The organism is Wolbachia endosymbiont (group A) of Philonthus cognatus (genome assembly GCF_947251755.1).
In the GTDB taxonomy this organism is placed as follows: Bacteria; Pseudomonadota; Alphaproteobacteria; order Rickettsiales; family Anaplasmataceae; genus Wolbachia; species Wolbachia pipientis.
The window spans coordinates 245,941-263,341 of the sequence record NZ_OX366388.1 but is presented as its reverse complement, the minus strand read 5'-3'; the positions used below and the strand labels follow the sequence as shown (position 1 = coordinate 263,341).

The following is a 17,401-nucleotide window of genomic DNA, read 5'->3' as shown; positions in this document are numbered from 1 at the left end:
AAACTTTATCTGTGTGAGCTATAGACGCAAATTACAACAAATGCAGTAGCGTAATCTCCATCGTCACTTAGAGAAAGATGAATTTTGGAGATAAAATCCTTGCTAACGGTAAGATATGGCTTGCCTCTTACATCATTGTATATTTCTATATCTTTCATTATAATACCCTGACCACTACCTCGTGCTTTAACAAAAGCCTCCTTTGCTGCAAAGCGTTTAGCAAAATACCTTGCTCGCATTTCTTGACTATTATACTTTCTACTTAGCTCTATTTCTTTTTCAGTGTAGATTCTATTGAGAAATTTTTCCCCGTATTTTTGTAATATCCTCGATACTCTTGGTATATATACTATGTCAGTGCCGATACCGTGTATCATTTTGTGCTAAAGTGATTTATTGCTTCTTCAATCTGCATTTCCTTTACCTCTCCAGTTGCTCTATTTTTTACTTCAACTATCTTTTCATCTATTGCCTTTTTTCCGACAATTATTTGCCACGGCAAGCCTATCAGATCCATTCTAGAAAATTTTACTCCTACACTCCCTTCCGTATCATCGTAAAGCACTTCATCGCTTTTCAAAGCTTTATATATTTTATCTGCAGCCTCCGTTACTTTCGGTTGTAAATTGATTAAACCAATTCTGAAAGGAGCTACCGATTCTGGCCAGATAATTCCTTTATCATCATGAAAAGCTTCTATTATTGCACCAACAAGTCTTGAAACCCCAATGCCATACGAACCCATATGTATATTGACATTTTTTCCATCTTGAGAAGTAACACTTGCCTTCATAGGCTTCGAATATTTATCACCAAAATAAAAAATATGCCCTATTTCAATACCCTTACTAACATTTAACTGTTCTTGTGATATAGGGCAAGTCTCAGGATCATGCATATCATCTGCAACTGCATATATACTCTTTAAACTTTCAATATCTTCACTCTCTAGTAGTTCAGAAAATTTATTGTCATAATATAAAGTGCTCTCACCAGTGTTTGCCAATATATGAAACTCGTGGCTCAAATTTCCTCCAATTGGCCCCGTATCAGCTCGAACTCCAATTGGAGTAAATCCCATGCGTTTGAAGATTTTTATGTAAGTTTTGTACATCAAATTATATGAATTCAGTGCACCTTCGTAATCTACATCAAAACTGTATGCATCCTTCATCAAAAATTCCCTGCCCCTCATAACACCATAACGTGGTCTTACCTCATCACGGAATTTCCATTGAATTTGGTATAAACAAAGTGGCAAATCTTTGTAACTTTTTACCACATCTCTAATTAAATCAGTTGCTATCTCCTCATGCGTTGGACCAAAAAGCATATCTTCCTCATGCCTATCCTTTATGCGTAGCATTTCCTTACCGTAATCATCGTAACGCCCTGATTCTCGCCAAAGACTTGCTGGTTGCACACAAGGCATTAATGCTTCAATAGCACCGGATTTGTTCATTTCATCTCTGATAATATCTTCAATATTCTTAAGCACTAAGAGACCAAGTGGTAACCACGTATAGATGCCAGATGCTATCTGCTTTATTAAACCTGCACGCAAAGAATATTGATGGGAGATAATTTTAGCATGGGCAGGCTTTTCCTTTAGAGTTGGCAGGTAATATTTGGATAAACGCATATAATAGATCTGATTGTATTAAGTAATCTTAATACAATCAGACCTGTAGGTAAACTTATTTTGAAAAGGAAGGAAAGTGCATGGCTGACCATTTCATAGTTATCATAGTCCTTGTACAACATTTTCCTTTTGGCATCGCAACGCTTTTCCACCAAACTGTGCTATGCGATCCTCAACAGAAAGAGGAGGTGAATCTTGCACCTCATTATCCACTGAGTCAACATTATTTACTTGTGGTGAATCAACACACGAACTTGGCGGTACCGGTGACTCCTCTGTTTCTTGTTCAGGATGTATCGGAGATGTGGCTCTAGATCCTATACCACTGTCAAGACCCCCGCTTCCTTCTTCCTTGCTTGATGGGGAATTTGTGTGTTTTGTCTGCTCCTCTTTTTCCTGCTCTATCTCTTTTTGTTTGTCTTTGCTTTCATCTGTAGTCCAATCTGAATCGCTAATAGAATCAGAATGCTCACTTTCACTATCTGAGAATTGCATGACTGCTACTCTCTCCTTAAGTCTCTTTGTCTAATCTGAATCATTATCATCCGACTTCTTTCTCTCTGCTTGCTCCCTATCTATTCTTGCAGCAAACTCTTCTGGTGTTTCTTTTTTGTCAGTGCCCCCACTACTTTCTAATTTTGCTTTCAATTCATTTGTAAAATTTTGTTGCTGCCCACTCTTTTTAACGTAGTACCTCCTCTTATCTGTTCAAACAGAGTAGAATGATTATTATTCTCAGGTTCACCAGCCTTCTTCGGTGCATCATTCTTAGGTTGCTCCGTACGCTTGGAAGCTGTAAAAAAATGCGGAGGCGGAGGTGGTAGTGCAGCATCTTGTGGCAATGGAGGAGGTGGCGGCGGTGGTACACTGACACTTGGATTTGGTTGTGTTCCAAACGTTACTGGAGGTGATTGAGGAGTAGGTACATTTGATTTATTCTCCAGATTAGTACAATTTTTACACACAAATTTTTGTGGTTCTTGAGATGGAGTATGGCCGAATTTCTGTCCATTAAGACCTACTTCTTTCTTATTATCATCTCTAGAAATAGCCAGTTTAACAAGATATGTCACTGAAATAAGTGCAACAACCGTAGAAACAGCAAAAATTGCTAAAGGAACTGCTGCAATAGGACCAGAACCAGAAACTGCTATAATAACATAAGGAAGATATTGACCAGATATGAAACTAAATATAGATAATAATGAAACAGCAATTAAAGGTTTCCATATAGTCTGCTTAGTTTTAGTAAGCTCCTGACTATCTTTTAGCAATGAAGAATTATTGGATATCATCATTTCTTTGCCTCACTTGTTAACGATAATTTAATAATAACCCAATTAATAATTTCTGTCAATAATTAATTATGAAAAACAAAGTTGCAATTTGAATAGATAAGCTATAAGTAATATACGACCAGCAATAGCCATACAATAGACTTCTTGTATAACCCACACTAAGTAGAAAAAAGGTGTCATCCAAGTAGCTGACACTGCTCTCCTTTGTCATTCCAGTGCTTGACACTGGTTTCCATCCAAAATGGTGTCATTCCAGTGCTTGACACTGGAATGACACCGAAGGGGCTACTGCCGTCTTGGATGGAAACCAGCGTCAGAACTAGTTAACCATGGGGCTTCTTTTGCCTTTTTTTCCATTTGGTAAATTTCTTAAATATTTATGGCTAACATGAAGCTAAGTACGAACTTTGTTAAACATAACAAATGGTGCCATTCCAGTGCTCCTTTTTTTGTCATCCCAGTGCTTGACACTGGGATCCAGTTTTCCATATAATCTCATCGAAAATGTTGTAACCACTTTCTGTGCTAGTTTGCTTGCTTACAAGCAAACTTTCCTGGATCCCAGTGTCTGGGCACTGGGATGACATCATAGGGACACTGGGATTACACCCTGACAATCGTCATCCAGCTACTTGTTAGCGGCTAAGAGATACCGCGAATGAATCGCGGTATGACGGTTCGTGGCGGCATGACGATAACCTCGTCTCACTGCCATTAAGTTAAGGAAAAAAGATAGATTTTATGGGATAATGATGTATACCAATAAGTTTAAAGGTAGTATGAGTAAAAAAGGCAGTAATAAAATTTATTCAAAATGAATTGGCAAGTCTAGAATTTATAGAATCCCATAAATCATCTTCAAAAGATTTTATGAGAAAGAGGAAGTTATCTTTTATTGACATATTTATCTTAATTTTAAGAAAAAGTGTAAAGTCGCTGCAAGTAATACTAAACGAATTTATTTTATATAGGAAAAAAGACTATACCGTTACTGCTAGTGCTTTTAGTCAAGCAAGAAAAAAAATGAAACACAGTGCATTTTCAGAAATTAACGAAGGTGTGGTTTCCTTGTACTACCAAGACCAAAAATTTAAAACTTGTTTTGGCTTTAGAGTGTTAGCTCTTGATGCCTCCAAAATCATTTTACCAACAAGCGTTGAAATAAAAAATGAATTTGGCTCAAGAAAAATACGTAACCAAAAACCAAAAGATTTAGGTGATTATGCAAGTGCAACCTTTGCGGTTTGTTAAGATGTGCTAAATAATGTTGCCATAAGGTCAGTGTTAGATAGAGGTAACACTCATGAAATTAACTTAGCAGATGAAATGCTTAAAGTTGTAAATACTAATGACTTACTGATTTGTATATTTATCTTATAAATTTCTTTCTAGCCTTACAAAAAGAAAAATTGCTTATGTCATTCGATGTCCCAGATCATCTTTTAATGAAGTGAATGCTATGTTTGAAGAAAAAAGCCCATCTAGTGTTGAGGTTACCATATGTGCTCAGCGTAAGATAAAACAAGAAAATAGTGGAATAACGCTTCAAAGTGGTACTGCCATCTGGTGAAATTGAAGTGTTAGCTACATCATTAATGGATGAACAAAAGTTTCAAACTGGAGGATTTAAGGAGTTATATTTTTTACGCTGGGGAGTTGAGACATTTTTTGCAAAACTCAAAGGAAGACTAAGTCTAGAAAATTTTACAGGAAAAAGTGTTGAGTCTGTTAAACAGGATTTTTGGTCAGCTATCTTTATTAGCAACCTAGAAAGTGTTATGACAGAAGATGTAGAAGAAGCGTTGAATATGGACTTAACCGATGATAAGCTTAAGAGGAGCATTAACAAATCTGTCTCATTTAACGCGATCAAAAACTTGGCTTTCGACATTTTTGCTACGGAATCAGATACTGACTGCATTATGGATCAATTATCAAAGCTATTTTTGATGAACACTTTGGCGGTAAGAAAGGGAAGGAAAGTTGATCGTCATAAGGTACCTTATCTTCGTTCGTTCAATTACCAAAAAAGGGTTAGAAAACACATATTTTGACTAGAGGTAGTATTCATATCTTCTGATAATAACTGGGTAGCTTATTGCCATAGCTCCTGTAAAATGACTTCTAAACAAACTATTTCTTAAGTAATTTACACTTCAGAGTTTATCTGCTTTAAAGTTTACTCTATTCTGTTTCAGTATTTGTCATAAATCCTTAATTATTTCTGACTTTTTAGTTCAGTTTTTAACCATTCTTTCCTTAACTTAATGGCAGTGAACCTCGTCATCCCGCTACTTGTTAGCGGGATCTCTTGTTAGCGGCTGAGATACCGCGAATGAATCGCGGTATGACGGTTCGCGGCGGTATGGACGTAGGAAAACCTTTCTTGGGTCAGCTATAGAGACTCTCATCTTTAGCGAGCTTCAAGGTAATTGGTTGCTATTTGCGAAAATATTCGCATAATTTAAGTAACATTACTTAATAAAAATTAACTATGGAGCTTAATAAGATTGCAGCATCGATTTTACTTTCTGGGCTAATCATTATGATAGTTAGTAATGTAGTTGATATGCTTTACAGTCCAGAAGAATATAAGATTGAACACCAAACGATAGTAGCTGCTGGCAGCAATGAGTTCCAGCAAAAAATCGAGCAAGTGGCGCTTGATATTGGAGCGCTCATGCAGAATGCTAGCTTTGAGAAAGGTAAATCAGCAGCAAAAAAATGTATAGCCTGCCATAGTTTTGAGAAAGGTGGAATGAATAAAGTAGGACCAAACTTATGGAACATAGTTGGAAATAAAAAGGCCCATCTTGGTAACTCATTCAATTACTCAAAAGCAGTGCTTGAAAGAGGTGGAAAATGGGGGTATGAGGAGCTATTTGCCTTTTTAAAGAACCCAAAAGCCTATATAAAAGGTACACGTATGGCATTTGCAGGTATTTCCAATCCACAAGAAATTGCAGATCTAGTTAGTTATTTGCATCAATTGAGTGATAGCCCGGTTGCTTTGCCAAAGTAGTATGGATTATTGTAAATTGTTTGATGGAAATAATGGTCACATAGCATATCGAAAGCTACAAGGAAAGAAAGCTTCTGTAGTTTTTTTCGGTGGATTTGCATCCAATATGGATGGAACTAAAGCAACTGCTATTTACAAATTTTGCCAAGAAAATGACGTAGCACTTGTGCTATTTGATTATTTTGGTCACGGTCATTCAAGTGGTAATTTTATTGATTACACGATAAGTGATTGGCAAAAAAATTGTGCTAAAGTAATGAGTGAATTAACTAGCGATAAACAAATAATTATAGGTTCAAGTATGGGAGGATGGCTGATGTTGCTCACTGCCCTTCAATTTCCAGAAAAAATTGCAGCACTAATTGGTATATCGTCTGCTCCCGATTTTACTGAAGATTTGATATTCAAGCAATTGTCAGGCAAGCAAAAAGAAGAACTAGATTCTAAAGGTGTAATAGATTTTACTTCAGAGCATTGTACATACAAAATAACTAAAAATTTGATCGAAGATGGCAGAAAGAACCTTCTTTTAAACAAAAAGACAATAGAGATAAACTGTCCTGTGCGCTTGCTGCATAGCATTAATGATAAAGATGTTCCTTATCAAACTTCATTGAATTTAGCTGAAAAAATTAAGTCAACCGATGTTGAAGTACACTTAATAAAATCAGCAGAGCACAATATGTCTGACAATCATTCACTGGAAGTTTTATTTAAGACCATTAGAGAATTTTGTAACCAGACTGCATTCTGTGATTTTTAGCAAAACACGATTTTTCATTTGAGCTTTCTTCAACTTAAAATAAATACAGAAAATTGCTGCCTATAGCTAAACTGACTTAGATTTACCGACAATTTGAAAAACCGTCATCCCGCTACGTGTTAGCGGCTGAGATACCGCGGCGGGATGACGGTTCGCACCATCACACTTTGGAACCTTACAGATATTGAGCAAATCCAATAATATCCTTGATTTCTTTTATATTATGGGTTGCAATTTCTGCTGCTTTCTTTGTGCCTTTTTTTAATATTTCATGTAAATGGAATTGGTCTTTTAAAAGATCATTCATTTTCTCACGTATGGGTGATATAACACTGATAATTAAATCAGCTAACTCTTTTTTGAAGTGCTTCATGTCATGTTTGTTCACTTCTTCACATACTTTTTCCGCATTTACATTACTAAGCACTGAATAAATGTTTATCAAATTGCTTATTTCTGGTCGGCACTTTAAAGTAGCAAAGCCTAGAATTGAATCTGTTTTTGCTTTTTCTATTTTTTTGACAATTAAGTCATCCGTATCATCAAGGTTAATGCACGAATGTTCTGAAGGATCAGATTTACTCATCTTGCTTGTGCCATCCCTTAAGCTCATTATCCTTGATGTGCAATCCAAAGTTAAGATTTCAGGTACGATGAAATAATCCAGCTTATAATGATTGTTAAAAGCTGATGCAATATCACGTGCAAGCTCCAAATGCTGTTTTTGATCATCACCAACAGGAACGTATTTAGTTTGATACAACAATATATCTGCAGCCATAAGTACTGGATAACTATATAATCCAAGAGAGGCTTTTTGTTTATCGCTGCCAGCTTTATCTTTAAATTGAGTCATGCGATTAAGCCAACCAATTGGTGTATAGCATCCAAGCAGCCAGCCCAGTTCTGCATGACCACTAACTGTGGACTGACTAAAAATAATGGACTTTTCTGGATCTATTCCGCATGCAATATAAGCTGCTGCTGTTTTGAAAATATTACTTTTTAATTCACTTGCGGGAAGCTTATTTGCTGTGATTGCGTGTAGGTCGACAATACAAAAAAGAGATTTGTATTTATCCTGTAAGTCTATCCACTGTTTGATTGCACCAAGATAATTACCTAAATGTAGTACGCCACTTGGCTGGATACCTGAAAAGACAATACTTGTCATTATACATTTACCTCATGCTAATCGCTTCCACAATCAGCAGATTTCTTAGAAAGAATAACCATTGCAGGACGGAGCAACCTATTTTTGATAGTATAACCAGTTTGTAGTACTTCTACAATGGTGCCAGGCTTTTTTTCATTGTCTTCTCTTTCCACAACAGCTTGGTGTAAATTACTATCAAAAAGCTCACCAAGTGGATCTACTTCCTCTATTCCATGTTTTTTTAGATCATTTATAATTTTTTGATAAGCTACTTTAATCCCCTCATGAACAGGATCACCGTCTTTCAAAATTTCCATTACTCTTTTTAAATTGTCGCACGAGTCGATCATATCACGTGCAAGTTTTGTGACTGCGTAGTCACTTGCATCGCTAATTTGCTTTTGCATTATACGTTTGACGTTTTCATTATCTGCAACAGCACGGCGTAAATGATCTTCAAGCTGAACTGCACGTTCTTTTAATGTATTGAGATCTTCATTTAAATCATCAGTTTGCTTATGGTTATCACTTTGTTGGTCGTCACCTTTCTGCCTACTTACCATATCAGCAAACTTCTTCTTTTTCTCCTTACTGCTATCTGACATATCATTACCCTTAAGAATCTAATAAATATATAACAATTAATCTGAAAATATCAAGCGCCAGCTACATTCGTCTTTCTATGCTCGCATTTAAAAAGTTAATTAAAGTAGTTTTATAAAAAGAATCAGAAAAAGTACTAATATCATTTTGTGCCATATTAATGTAGTGTCTAGCTTTTTCCATAGAAAGCTGAATGGCATTATGGTGATTAATATAGTGTAATGCTTGGTCAAAATTGTGTCTAGCTGAAGAAAAGCATTTTTCCCAGAATGTTTGCTCTGCTGGACTGCCCTTTTCGTATGCTATAATAGCAGGTAAGGTGACTTTACCTTCGAAAAAGTCTTTTCCGACTTGTTTTCCAGAAGTGCCTTGATTAGCAGTATAATCGAGCATATCATCAACTATTTGAAATGCCATACCAAAATTAAAACCAAAATTCTTTAGCCTCTCTGTTTCGTCATTTGTTGCACCAGATACTGTTGATGCAGCTTCACAGCATGCAGAAAATAAAGATGCTGTCTTTTCTCCAATGATATCAAAATAATTTTCCCTGACTGTGTGGGGGTCAAAGCGTGCTGTCATCTGCTTTATTTCACCCTTCACAAGTAAATGCGATGCTTTAGATAAAATAGAGAGAATATTTAAATTTCCACACTCTATAAGCCATCTAAATGCTAGAGTCAACAATAGATCACCAACTAAAATGCTTGATTTATTTCCCCAAATCTTATTCGCTGTTTTAACTCCATGGCGTGCCTCACTTTCATCGAGCACATCATCATGAAGTAAAGTAGCATTGTGTATAAACTCTACCGATGCAGCAACGTTGATCCTATTCTCCCCAGAATAGTTTAGCATTTTACATATAATAAAAACTAGTTTAGGCCTTATTTTTTTTCCACCTGACCTAACAAGATGAGATATAATATCAGTAGCAAGCTTAGCATCTTCATCATTGACATTTTTGAAGACAAAGTCATTCATAGCTGACAAATCAGAAGATACAATATCGTCTAATTTATCGCTGTTTGTTAAATCAGTATTTAGCATTTTAAGAGACTTATGCCTCTTGCCCTTGTGCTTTCTCGTTCTCTACTTTCTTCTTTTCTGTTTTCTTTGGTTCTGTTTCTAAAGTTACTATGCCTTTTTTGATAAACCACAGTACTCTTTCAGTTGCCTGCGCGCCTACACTTAGCCAATGTTTTAATCTATCAGCTTTCACCACAACACGATTTTTATTGTCTTTTGGTAACATTGGATCATATTGTCCTATTTTCTCAATAAAACGCCCATCTCTTGGTGCTCGTGAATCAGCTACAACTATCCTATAAAAAGGGCGTTTCTTTGCGCCAAACCTCGCCAACCTTATTTTAACTGCCATGTTAACCTTTATTCATATATTAGCCACAATTTTATACAATGAGCCGTTTTAAGTCAAATGAATTATACAACTTTTGCACCTTATAATATAATTACCAATAATGTAGGGCAGTGCCGGGTGTACAGCTATACGAACATTCATTTGTGAAGGTAAATTGCACAGCAAATGGTGTCATTCCAGTGCTTGACACTGGAATCCAGCCTTTTTTTAATCATTAAAACGTTGTATTTTAACATAAAACGGCTACTTTTATGCTTACCAACTTAATAAAATTCCTGGATCCCAGTGTCTGGGCACTGGGATGACATCCTTTCTAGTGAAGATTGCTCTCAAATCGCAATGTTCGTACAGTTGTGTGTCTGGGCACTGGATGCGTTTGAAGCAACTTATAAGATTTTTGATTATATATCATCAAGTATAGCGTGATTAACTTCGACTTTATACTTTGATTCCAGATAGCTAATTAATTGCTCTTTTAGCGATATCATCACACGTTTTCCGGTGTCAAGCATGTTTAATTTGCCATTTGATGAATGCATTTCTTTTAGAACACCTATTATAATTTCATTATTGTATTGAATAGGATCTGTCACTGAACCAGTTGTTTTCATATTGAAAATCTCTTCTACAAAAGAAAAGGGGTAGTTTTGTTGATCCACTTTATTGCGGTGCATCTGCTGACCTTTAACTAATTCCACACCTTGAATTTCTTCCAAATCTGTTTTTTCTCTTAGTTGAACTGCAACCTCTTGCCCGAATTTAAACATTCTTTCTTTTATAAACTCACTACGCCAAAGCTCTACCGCTAATGCCTTGCCTTCTTCAAAACTTTGCAATTTGGGTGGAACGATATCGACGATTTTTACACTAACAACAGCGTCCCCAACGCCCTTAAAATAACCTTTCTGATCCTTTTCTCGCGAAAAAATGAAAGAAATCAAATCACCAGAATCTCCTACGTTATTACCGCTTTGATCTTTTCCACTCGCATCTACTGGACCAATAGTTTGTATAGGTAAATTATATTCACTCAATATTTCTTCAATTTCTGAACCATTGTATATCTTATAGTTCACTTGGTTTATGAAATCATTGACTCTTTCAAAAGACTTTTGGTTAGTTAGAACTGACTTTATGTCTTTTTTTAAATCAACTAAGTCTTCATCAGAGATTTGATGCGCACTTTCCACTTTTACTATGTGCCAACCAAAACTGCTTGCTAAAACTTCACTTACTTCACCTACTTTAAGAGCAAATACCTTCTCTCTCACGTCTTCTGGTAAAAAATCCTTAGTTATATTATTTACTCTAGTTTCCTCAAGTTTTGCTTTGCCAAACTCTTCTACTATCTGTTCAAAGCTTGTTTTACCCTCCTCAAATGCTCTTCTTGCTGTCTCAGCTTCTTCTTTGGTAGAAAATATTGCATTGAATATATCTCTTTGATTTTTAAGTTCTTGTTGTTCTATTATACCATCAACTTCTTCATCTGAGATCTTGATTTGATCTTCAAAATACTTTTGGCCTAGGGAAATATATTGCGCAGTTCGATACTCAGGATAATAAAAATGGGATTTATTTCTTTCGTACAAATCAAGTAAGGCTTGATCATCTGGTTCAGGAATGTTTGTAACTGCATCTTCAGTTATTTTAACAATATCAACTACTCTAGTTTGGTAGCGACTTTTGTATATCTGCTCATCAATTTTCTCGCCAAAAGTTACTGGATAATTATCTTTAAATAATGAAGTCATGAACATCATTGCAGGCAGGACTTTCTCTAGCTTTGCTATATACTCTTTCTCTGTCATATGCAGGTCATTTAGCGTTTCATAGAATTTATTTTTGTCAAATTCACCTTTATCATTTTGAAAGTATTTGGTGTTTTTAATATGGTTTTTTATAGATTCTTCTCCAACTGTCAACCCCAGCTCACTAGTTAGGTTAAACAATAGTTTTTGCTCTATAAGTGCGTTAAGCAAATCATATTTCAGCTTTTTTACTTGTTCTCTACTCGCATCAGATCCAGAAATTTGCTTTTCATAATTTTGATATAGTGATTTATACTCATCTGACGTTATAACTTCTTTTCCAACCCTAGCTACCTCTTCTTTTTCATCATCACCTGATAAAAGGTTGCCAATTCCCATGAAGATTAACAAGCAAGCTAAAAGGACAACGGTTACTTTAGTGAAAAAATTTTTAACATTCATTTTAAACCCAGTTAATTAATGATTAATTATAGAATAGTGATAATTTAATGCTTGTAAACCTGTTGCTTTATTAGCTAATATATATAATATTACAATATATTAACTTAAAATTTAACTCTCTAATCTTAAATAGGAACATATGTTTAACTGAGTTATACTATACCTTAGGAAGGGGAAATATTTTGTTTGAAATATGCTTAAAGGTAAGCGCATTTAATTAACTTAAGAGGTGGGAAGTGACAAACAAAAAGTTATTGAATGACAAAATTAATGCTTTTTTAGTTTTAATAGTTTATATTTTAGCTCTGTATAACAGTAAGGGATACTTTAAATGGGAGATGCTTTTTTGATGTCAATGGAATCTTCTAAGGGCAATAACGATAGAAATAAACAGTTTCTAGTGCAAATAGCTGCTTGGTTAGTAGACAACACTGGTTTAACTTTTAATCAAATAGCACAATGTTGCAGATTGGCCCTTGAAGAAGTACAAGACATAGCTGATGAGGAAATAGAAGTAGAAAAATATAACCCTATTATTTCTGGAATAATTACTGAAAAAGAAATCGATGATTGCAAAAAAAATCCAAATCGTGTACCAAATTTGATTATAAAAAATATAAAAAAAAGGAGTAAAGCGATTGGTAGCATTCTTGGCTTTGCCTCTACGGCAAGACGTAGAGATAAACCTGATGCGATTTATTATTTAGTAAAAAAATTTCCTATCTTGGACGATAACGTTATAGCTAAATTAATTAGTACAACAAATTACACAGTTGAGCAGGTAAGAGATGGATCTCATCATAACATGCAAAATATAAAACCCCAAGATCCTGTACTACTCGGCTTATGTAGTCAAGAAAATTTAGAAGCAGAAGTGGAAAAAGCAAAAGTAGAAGAGGAGAAGCAAGAAAGGTTAAAAAAATATAAAGAATAGCTATTGAAAATCCTCAAATTTTTGTGTTTTGTTAACATTAAATTAACTTGACTTGCTAGTGTTTATTAGTATAATGTAAGTAAAGTACGGGGTTTAATGATAATTAAGCTTAATACGCACTGAAACTAACTCAGCCTAATTTATTATCTTATAGTCACATTTTAGGTTAGTAAGCATCAATTAAAATTTTTGGAGGATTATGACAACAATCAATGAAGATGTTTTGGCAAAAGGAAAGGTTACAGCTCAACCTGAAAAAAGTGAGCAAATTTACAATAACGATACAGTAAAACAGATGGTTAATGAAGGTACTGAGAAAAACAGAAAAACATTAGATCTGAGCGAATTAAAAGAGAAAACAGCAGAAGAATTGTTAGAGTTAGCTGAAGAAAGAAAAATTTCAACTAACGGTAAAAGCAATGGTAGAATGCTAAAGCAGGAAATAATATTCAGCTTAATGAAAAAAATGAGTGAAGAAGGAGGCATAACCACAGGGAGTGGAATAGTGGAAATATTGCCTGATGGTTTTGGTTTCTTACGTTCAGCAAGTGCAAATTATGCCCCAAGTACCGATGATGTTTATATTTCTAACGGGCAAATAAAGAAGTTTAATTTACGTACAGGAGATATGGCATATGGAGAAATAAGGCCACCTGGTGATAAAGAGAGATATTTTACTTTAACTAAGGTTCAAAGTATAAACTCTACTGAAGTAAGTGAATTAAGAAAGTACGTCCATTTTGATAATTTGCTTCCTCTTTATCCTGAGGAAAGCATAGTACTTGAGTGTAATAATGGTGATGATAAAAAAGGCTTAAGCATGCGTGCTATAGATATAGTAGCTCCTCTTGGAAAAGGGCAAAGAGCGTTAGTAGTTGCTCCACCTCGCACAGGAAAAACTGTATTGCTTCAGCAAATGGCTAACTCTATAGCTATAAATCACCCTGAAGTAGAATTAATAGTGTTACTTATAGATGAAAGACCTGAAGAAGTAACAGATATGATACGTTCTGTAAAAGGTGAGGTAGTAAGTTCTACGTTCGATGAGCCTGCTTACCGTCACGTACAGCTTGCTGAAATAGTAATAGAAAAAGCTAAAAGAATGGTTGAGCATAAAAAAGATGTGGTAATTCTACTTGACAATATTACTAGACTTGCACGTGCTTATAATGCGGTTATTCCTTCGTCTGGGAAAGTTCTAACTGGTGGTGTAGATTCAAACGCACTGCAGAGACCAAAACGCTTTTTTGGAGCAGCTCGTAATATTGAGAATGGGGGTTCTTTAACTATAATCGCCACAGCTCTTATAGAGACTGGTTCAAAAATGGATGAAGTTATTTTTGAAGAGTTTAAAGGTACAGGAAATGCTGAGATCATACTTGATAGAAAACTTTCTGATAAACGTATATTTCCAGCTATTGATATTACAAAATCCGGAACAAGGAAGGAAGAGCTATTAGTTGATAAGGCTATACTAAATAAAATATGGGTGGTGCGTAGGATACTCAATCCTATGGGACCCGTTGAAGCAATGGAATTTTTACGTGACAAACTACTTTTAACAAAGAGCAATGCTGACTTTTTTAACTCCATGAATCACTAAAAGTAAGCCAGTTATGATGGATATGCTGAGCAAAAAGTAAAACGCTCTTACAGCTAAAATAATTTGGATTTACCAAAATATATTTATAGTTAAGTTGGCAATTTACCTTAAGTTAGCGCGTGACACTGGAATGACACCCTTGGTGGCAGACAGCTAAAGGAAAATATCAACTAGGTTTATAATCTATCACTACCGTGTTTGCAATTTTGTCGTGAAAAGCTTGTTTATGTTCATCACCTACTGCACATACTAAAACTAAGATTAGTATAGCTAAGAATAAAATGGGATTACAAAGTGATATGCAATAAATTATAAAAAGAGCTATAGTCCTTTTCATTGCTTGCATTGTAGTGATTGACTCAAATGTATCTTTGTCTTTTACGCGCATGCTAAATAACAAGTGTCCTGGAGTGCCGCCAAATTTTACTAGCATGAATATATGAAATATACATGGTATCATTAAAAATAAAGAAAATACAATCGTGGTGATTACAATTATTGCACCCATGATCCCTTGTATTGCGTGTGTAAGTGAGAAACCCACCGCCATTAAACCAAATGGTATTGCGATAAATAAAATACAATCAACTATAAATGCTAGAGTATGTCTTGTCATCGTTGAGTAGTTTACTTTTTTATCCATGTACTACCTATAAAGAAAAATATCAACTAGATTTATAGTCTATCACTACTGTTTTTGCAATTTTATCGTAAAAAGTCTGTTTGCGTTGATCAAATACTGCAAACAAAAATAAAATTAGCACAATTAAAAGATATAGAAAAGTATAACCATGATAATGCAGATGAAGCAAAAAGCGAAAAATAATCCAGATGCTTCCCTTAGAAATACATCTTATTGTTGCTTGCATAAGGGTAACATTTGTAAATGTATTAGCATCTTTAATATGCATACCACACAATAGTTTTCCTGGGGTACCACCAAGTTTTGTTACCATTAATATTTTGGATATTGTTAGTACTAATGTTGCGACCACTGTAGAAACTATAAATGGTATTTCTGTTGCTAGTTGTGCAAGTTCCTGAAAAGAGTCTTTATCTTGATCTTGTAATGATACGATGAATACACCATAGATAAAACCGAAGATAAAATGAGGGGAAAATATGATGAGGTCAAGTATTTCTGCTACAATACGCCTTGTAAATCCTACATAATTTACTTTAACATTTATTTCAGTATTCATAACCCCACCTATATTTCATAATATCATCATATAATATAAAAATACGTTATTAAATAACCGTAAATATACTAACTTGGGTAATATTAGCTACTTGTGCCACTCTATTATTTAAATTAATATTAAATCATTTATAACTAGGGAAGTTATGTCAACACCAATCACAGTTGCATATGGCGACGGTATCGGACCAGAAATCATGGAAGCGGTGCTGTCGATATTGCGCGAAGCAGAAGCGAAAATCTCAATAGATATTATTGAAATAGGGGAGCGTGTTTATAGTAAAGAATGGTCTCACGGAATTTCTCCAAGTGGTTGGGAATCAATTGAAAGGACAAAAATATTATTAAAATCTCCGACAACAACTCCTCAAGGTAAAGGCCACAAAAGCTTAAACGTTGCACTCAGAAAAAATCTAGGGTTGTATGCAAATATCAGACCATGCATTTCATATCATCCTGTTATAGAAAATAAATTCGATAAGTTTGATATCGTAGTAATACGTGAAAATGAAGAGGACGTTTACACCGGAATAGAGCACAGGCTCACTGGTGACTCTTACCAATGCACTAAAATTATTACTAGATCCGGCTCAGAAAAAATATGCAGGTACGCTTTTGAATATGCAAAAAAACATAGTAGAAAGAAGGTAACTTGTCTTACTAAAGATAACATAATGAAAATGACTGACGGAACTTTCCATGCGGCGTTTGATCGTATTGCAAAGGAATACCCGGACATAAAGGCAGAACATTATATAGTCGATATTGGGATGGCACGTGTTGCCACAGAACCGGAGAATTTCGATGTTATAGTAACCGAGAACTTATATGGCGATATATTATCGGACATTGTGGCGCAAACCTCTGGATCTGTTGGACTCGCTGGAAGTAGCAATATAGGTAATGAATATGCAATGTTTGAAGCAGTGCACGGTTCTGCTCCTGATATTGCAGGAAAAAACATAGCTAATCCTTCTGGACTTTTGAATGCTGCAGTGCATATGTTGGTCTACATCAGTCAAGTGAGTACTGCAAAACTAATTTACGATGCATGGCTCAAGACTTTGGAGGATGGAATACATACCGCCGATTTATATAAAGAGAAAAAGAGTAAACAGAAAATTGGTACCAAAGAATTTGCAGAAGCCGTTATAGATAATCTAGGAAAAAAACCGAAAACATTATCTGAGCTTACAGTCGGTAGCAGTACAAATAGCAAAATAAGTGAAATACAAAATAGCTATGAACAGGACTATAAAACCAAAAAGCTAGTAGGTAGTGATATAGCGCTTGCTTGGGACAAATCCAGCAACTTTGACCAAATAGTTAGGTTATTTGAATCGAGTAATCTGCAAATGATAGCAATATACTCAAAAGGTCTTGCGATTTGGCCAGGAAACTCAAAACCTTCAAGTGATCAAATAACCTGTAGGTTTATCGCAAATAATGAAAAGCAAGCTATTACAAATAGTGATGTGAATAACTTGCTAATCAAACTTGAAGAACACAATTTTGACGTGGTGAGAATGGACAAATTGTATTTGTATGATGGGAAAGAGGGGTTCTTTGTTTAAATATTTAAAAGAGG

Annotated in this window: 18 protein-coding genes and 1 pseudogene; 6 read left to right on the top strand and 13 right to left on the bottom strand. The window is 35.1% G+C overall.

What is annotated here, in order from left to right; all coding sequences use genetic code 11:
* Positions 1–5: 5 nt before the first annotated feature.
* The 6 genes from OPR21_RS01370 to OPR21_RS01345 form a co-directional block, all read right to left on the bottom strand.
* Positions 6–377 carry a holo-[acyl-carrier-protein] synthase gene (locus OPR21_RS01370; protein ID WP_006279473.1) on the bottom strand — a complete coding sequence of 124 codons (372 nt, stop codon included), beginning with the start codon at positions 375–377 and terminating at the stop codon, positions 6–8.
* On the bottom strand, positions 374–1,642 hold the full coding sequence (gene proS / locus OPR21_RS01365; RefSeq protein WP_236514297.1) for a proline--tRNA ligase: 1,269 nt from the start codon (positions 1,640–1,642) through the stop codon (positions 374–376). The genes OPR21_RS01370 and proS overlap by 4 nt, the downstream gene beginning before the upstream one ends.
* Positions 1,643–1,744: 102 nt before the next feature.
* Entirely contained in the window at positions 1,745–2,137 is a 393-nt protein-coding gene (locus tag OPR21_RS01360; RefSeq protein ID WP_236514298.1) for a hypothetical protein, read from the bottom strand.
* A 30-nt stretch (positions 2,138–2,167) separates the two neighbouring features.
* A complete protein-coding gene (locus tag OPR21_RS01355; protein WP_255324038.1) occupies positions 2,168–2,290 on the bottom strand; it encodes a hypothetical protein in 123 nt (40 codons plus the stop codon).
* Positions 2,287–2,940 carry a hypothetical protein gene (locus OPR21_RS01350; protein ID WP_209472625.1) on the bottom strand — a complete coding sequence of 218 codons (654 nt, stop codon included), beginning with the start codon at positions 2,938–2,940 and terminating at the stop codon, positions 2,287–2,289. The genes OPR21_RS01355 and OPR21_RS01350 overlap by 4 nt, the downstream gene beginning before the upstream one ends.
* Before the next feature lie 452 nt (positions 2,941–3,392).
* Positions 3,393–3,530 carry a hypothetical protein gene (locus tag OPR21_RS01345; protein ID WP_265030050.1) on the bottom strand — a complete coding sequence of 46 codons (138 nt, stop codon included), beginning with the start codon at positions 3,528–3,530 and terminating at the stop codon, positions 3,393–3,395.
* 208 nt (positions 3,531–3,738) lie between these two features.
* On the opposite strand from OPR21_RS01345, the pseudogene OPR21_RS01340 reads away from it, so the two are divergent.
* From OPR21_RS01340 to OPR21_RS01330, 3 genes and pseudogenes are all read left to right on the top strand, one after another.
* A pseudogene (locus OPR21_RS01340) lies at positions 3,739–4,994 on the top strand (IS4 family transposase).
* A gap of 440 nt (positions 4,995–5,434) precedes the next feature.
* Positions 5,435–5,962 (top strand): c-type cytochrome, encoded by a 528-nt coding sequence (locus tag OPR21_RS01335; RefSeq protein WP_010082469.1) that lies wholly within the window; start codon positions 5,435–5,437, stop codon positions 5,960–5,962.
* 1 nt (position 5,963) lies between these two features.
* The gene (locus OPR21_RS01330; RefSeq protein ID WP_236514540.1) at positions 5,964–6,725 is read left to right on the top strand and encodes an alpha/beta hydrolase; all 762 of its coding nucleotides are present in this window, start codon (positions 5,964–5,966) and stop codon (positions 6,723–6,725) included.
* Positions 6,726–6,900: 175 nt separating this feature from the next.
* Here OPR21_RS01330 and trpS read toward each other — a convergent pair whose 3' ends face one another.
* From trpS to OPR21_RS01305, 5 genes are all read right to left on the bottom strand, one after another.
* Positions 6,901–7,899 carry a tryptophan--tRNA ligase gene (gene trpS / locus OPR21_RS01325; protein WP_182320709.1) on the bottom strand — a complete coding sequence of 333 codons (999 nt, stop codon included), beginning with the start codon at positions 7,897–7,899 and terminating at the stop codon, positions 6,901–6,903.
* A 17-nt stretch (positions 7,900–7,916) separates the two neighbouring features.
* Entirely contained in the window at positions 7,917–8,486 is a 570-nt protein-coding gene (locus OPR21_RS01320) for a nucleotide exchange factor GrpE (protein WP_012673267.1), read from the bottom strand.
* A 61-nt stretch (positions 8,487–8,547) separates the two neighbouring features.
* On the bottom strand, positions 8,548–9,534 hold the full coding sequence (locus tag OPR21_RS01315; RefSeq protein WP_182320705.1) for a polyprenyl synthetase family protein: 987 nt from the start codon (positions 9,532–9,534) through the stop codon (positions 8,548–8,550).
* Between the two features lie 10 nt (positions 9,535–9,544).
* Positions 9,545–9,865, bottom strand: coding sequence for a 30S ribosomal protein S16 (gene rpsP, locus OPR21_RS01310; RefSeq protein ID WP_006279266.1), 321 nt, complete (start codon positions 9,863–9,865; stop codon positions 9,545–9,547).
* 401 nt (positions 9,866–10,266) lie between these two features.
* Complete coding sequence (locus tag OPR21_RS01305; RefSeq protein WP_236514542.1) at positions 10,267–12,075, bottom strand: peptidylprolyl isomerase; 1,809 nt, start codon at positions 12,073–12,075, stop codon at positions 10,267–10,269.
* A gap of 331 nt (positions 12,076–12,406) precedes the next feature.
* On the opposite strand from OPR21_RS01305, the gene OPR21_RS01300 reads away from it, so the two are divergent.
* Together OPR21_RS01300 and rho are read left to right on the top strand one after the other, a co-directional pair.
* Entirely contained in the window at positions 12,407–13,009 is a 603-nt protein-coding gene (locus OPR21_RS01300) for a cell cycle transcriptional regulator TrcR (protein ID WP_006279803.1), read from the top strand.
* Positions 13,010–13,208: 199 nt separating this feature from the next.
* Positions 13,209–14,612: a transcription termination factor Rho gene (gene rho, locus OPR21_RS01295; protein WP_007549497.1), complete on the top strand. Its 1,404-nt coding sequence runs from the start codon at positions 13,209–13,211 to the stop codon at positions 14,610–14,612.
* A 166-nt stretch (positions 14,613–14,778) separates the two neighbouring features.
* On the opposite strand, the gene OPR21_RS01290 is transcribed toward rho, so the two are convergent.
* Together OPR21_RS01290 and OPR21_RS01285 are read right to left on the bottom strand one after the other, a co-directional pair.
* Positions 14,779–15,255 (bottom strand): RDD family protein, encoded by a 477-nt coding sequence (locus OPR21_RS01290; protein ID WP_265030047.1) that lies wholly within the window; start codon positions 15,253–15,255, stop codon positions 14,779–14,781.
* A gap of 22 nt (positions 15,256–15,277) precedes the next feature.
* Positions 15,278–15,814 (bottom strand): RDD family protein, encoded by a 537-nt coding sequence (locus OPR21_RS01285; RefSeq protein WP_006279799.1) that lies wholly within the window; start codon positions 15,812–15,814, stop codon positions 15,278–15,280.
* 145 nt (positions 15,815–15,959) lie between these two features.
* Between OPR21_RS01285 and icd the strand changes: the two genes are divergently transcribed.
* Positions 15,960–17,387, top strand: a complete 1,428-nt coding sequence (gene icd, locus OPR21_RS01280; protein WP_006279798.1) for an isocitrate dehydrogenase — start codon at positions 15,960–15,962, stop codon at positions 17,385–17,387.
* The last annotated feature ends 14 nt before the right edge of the window (positions 17,388–17,401 follow it).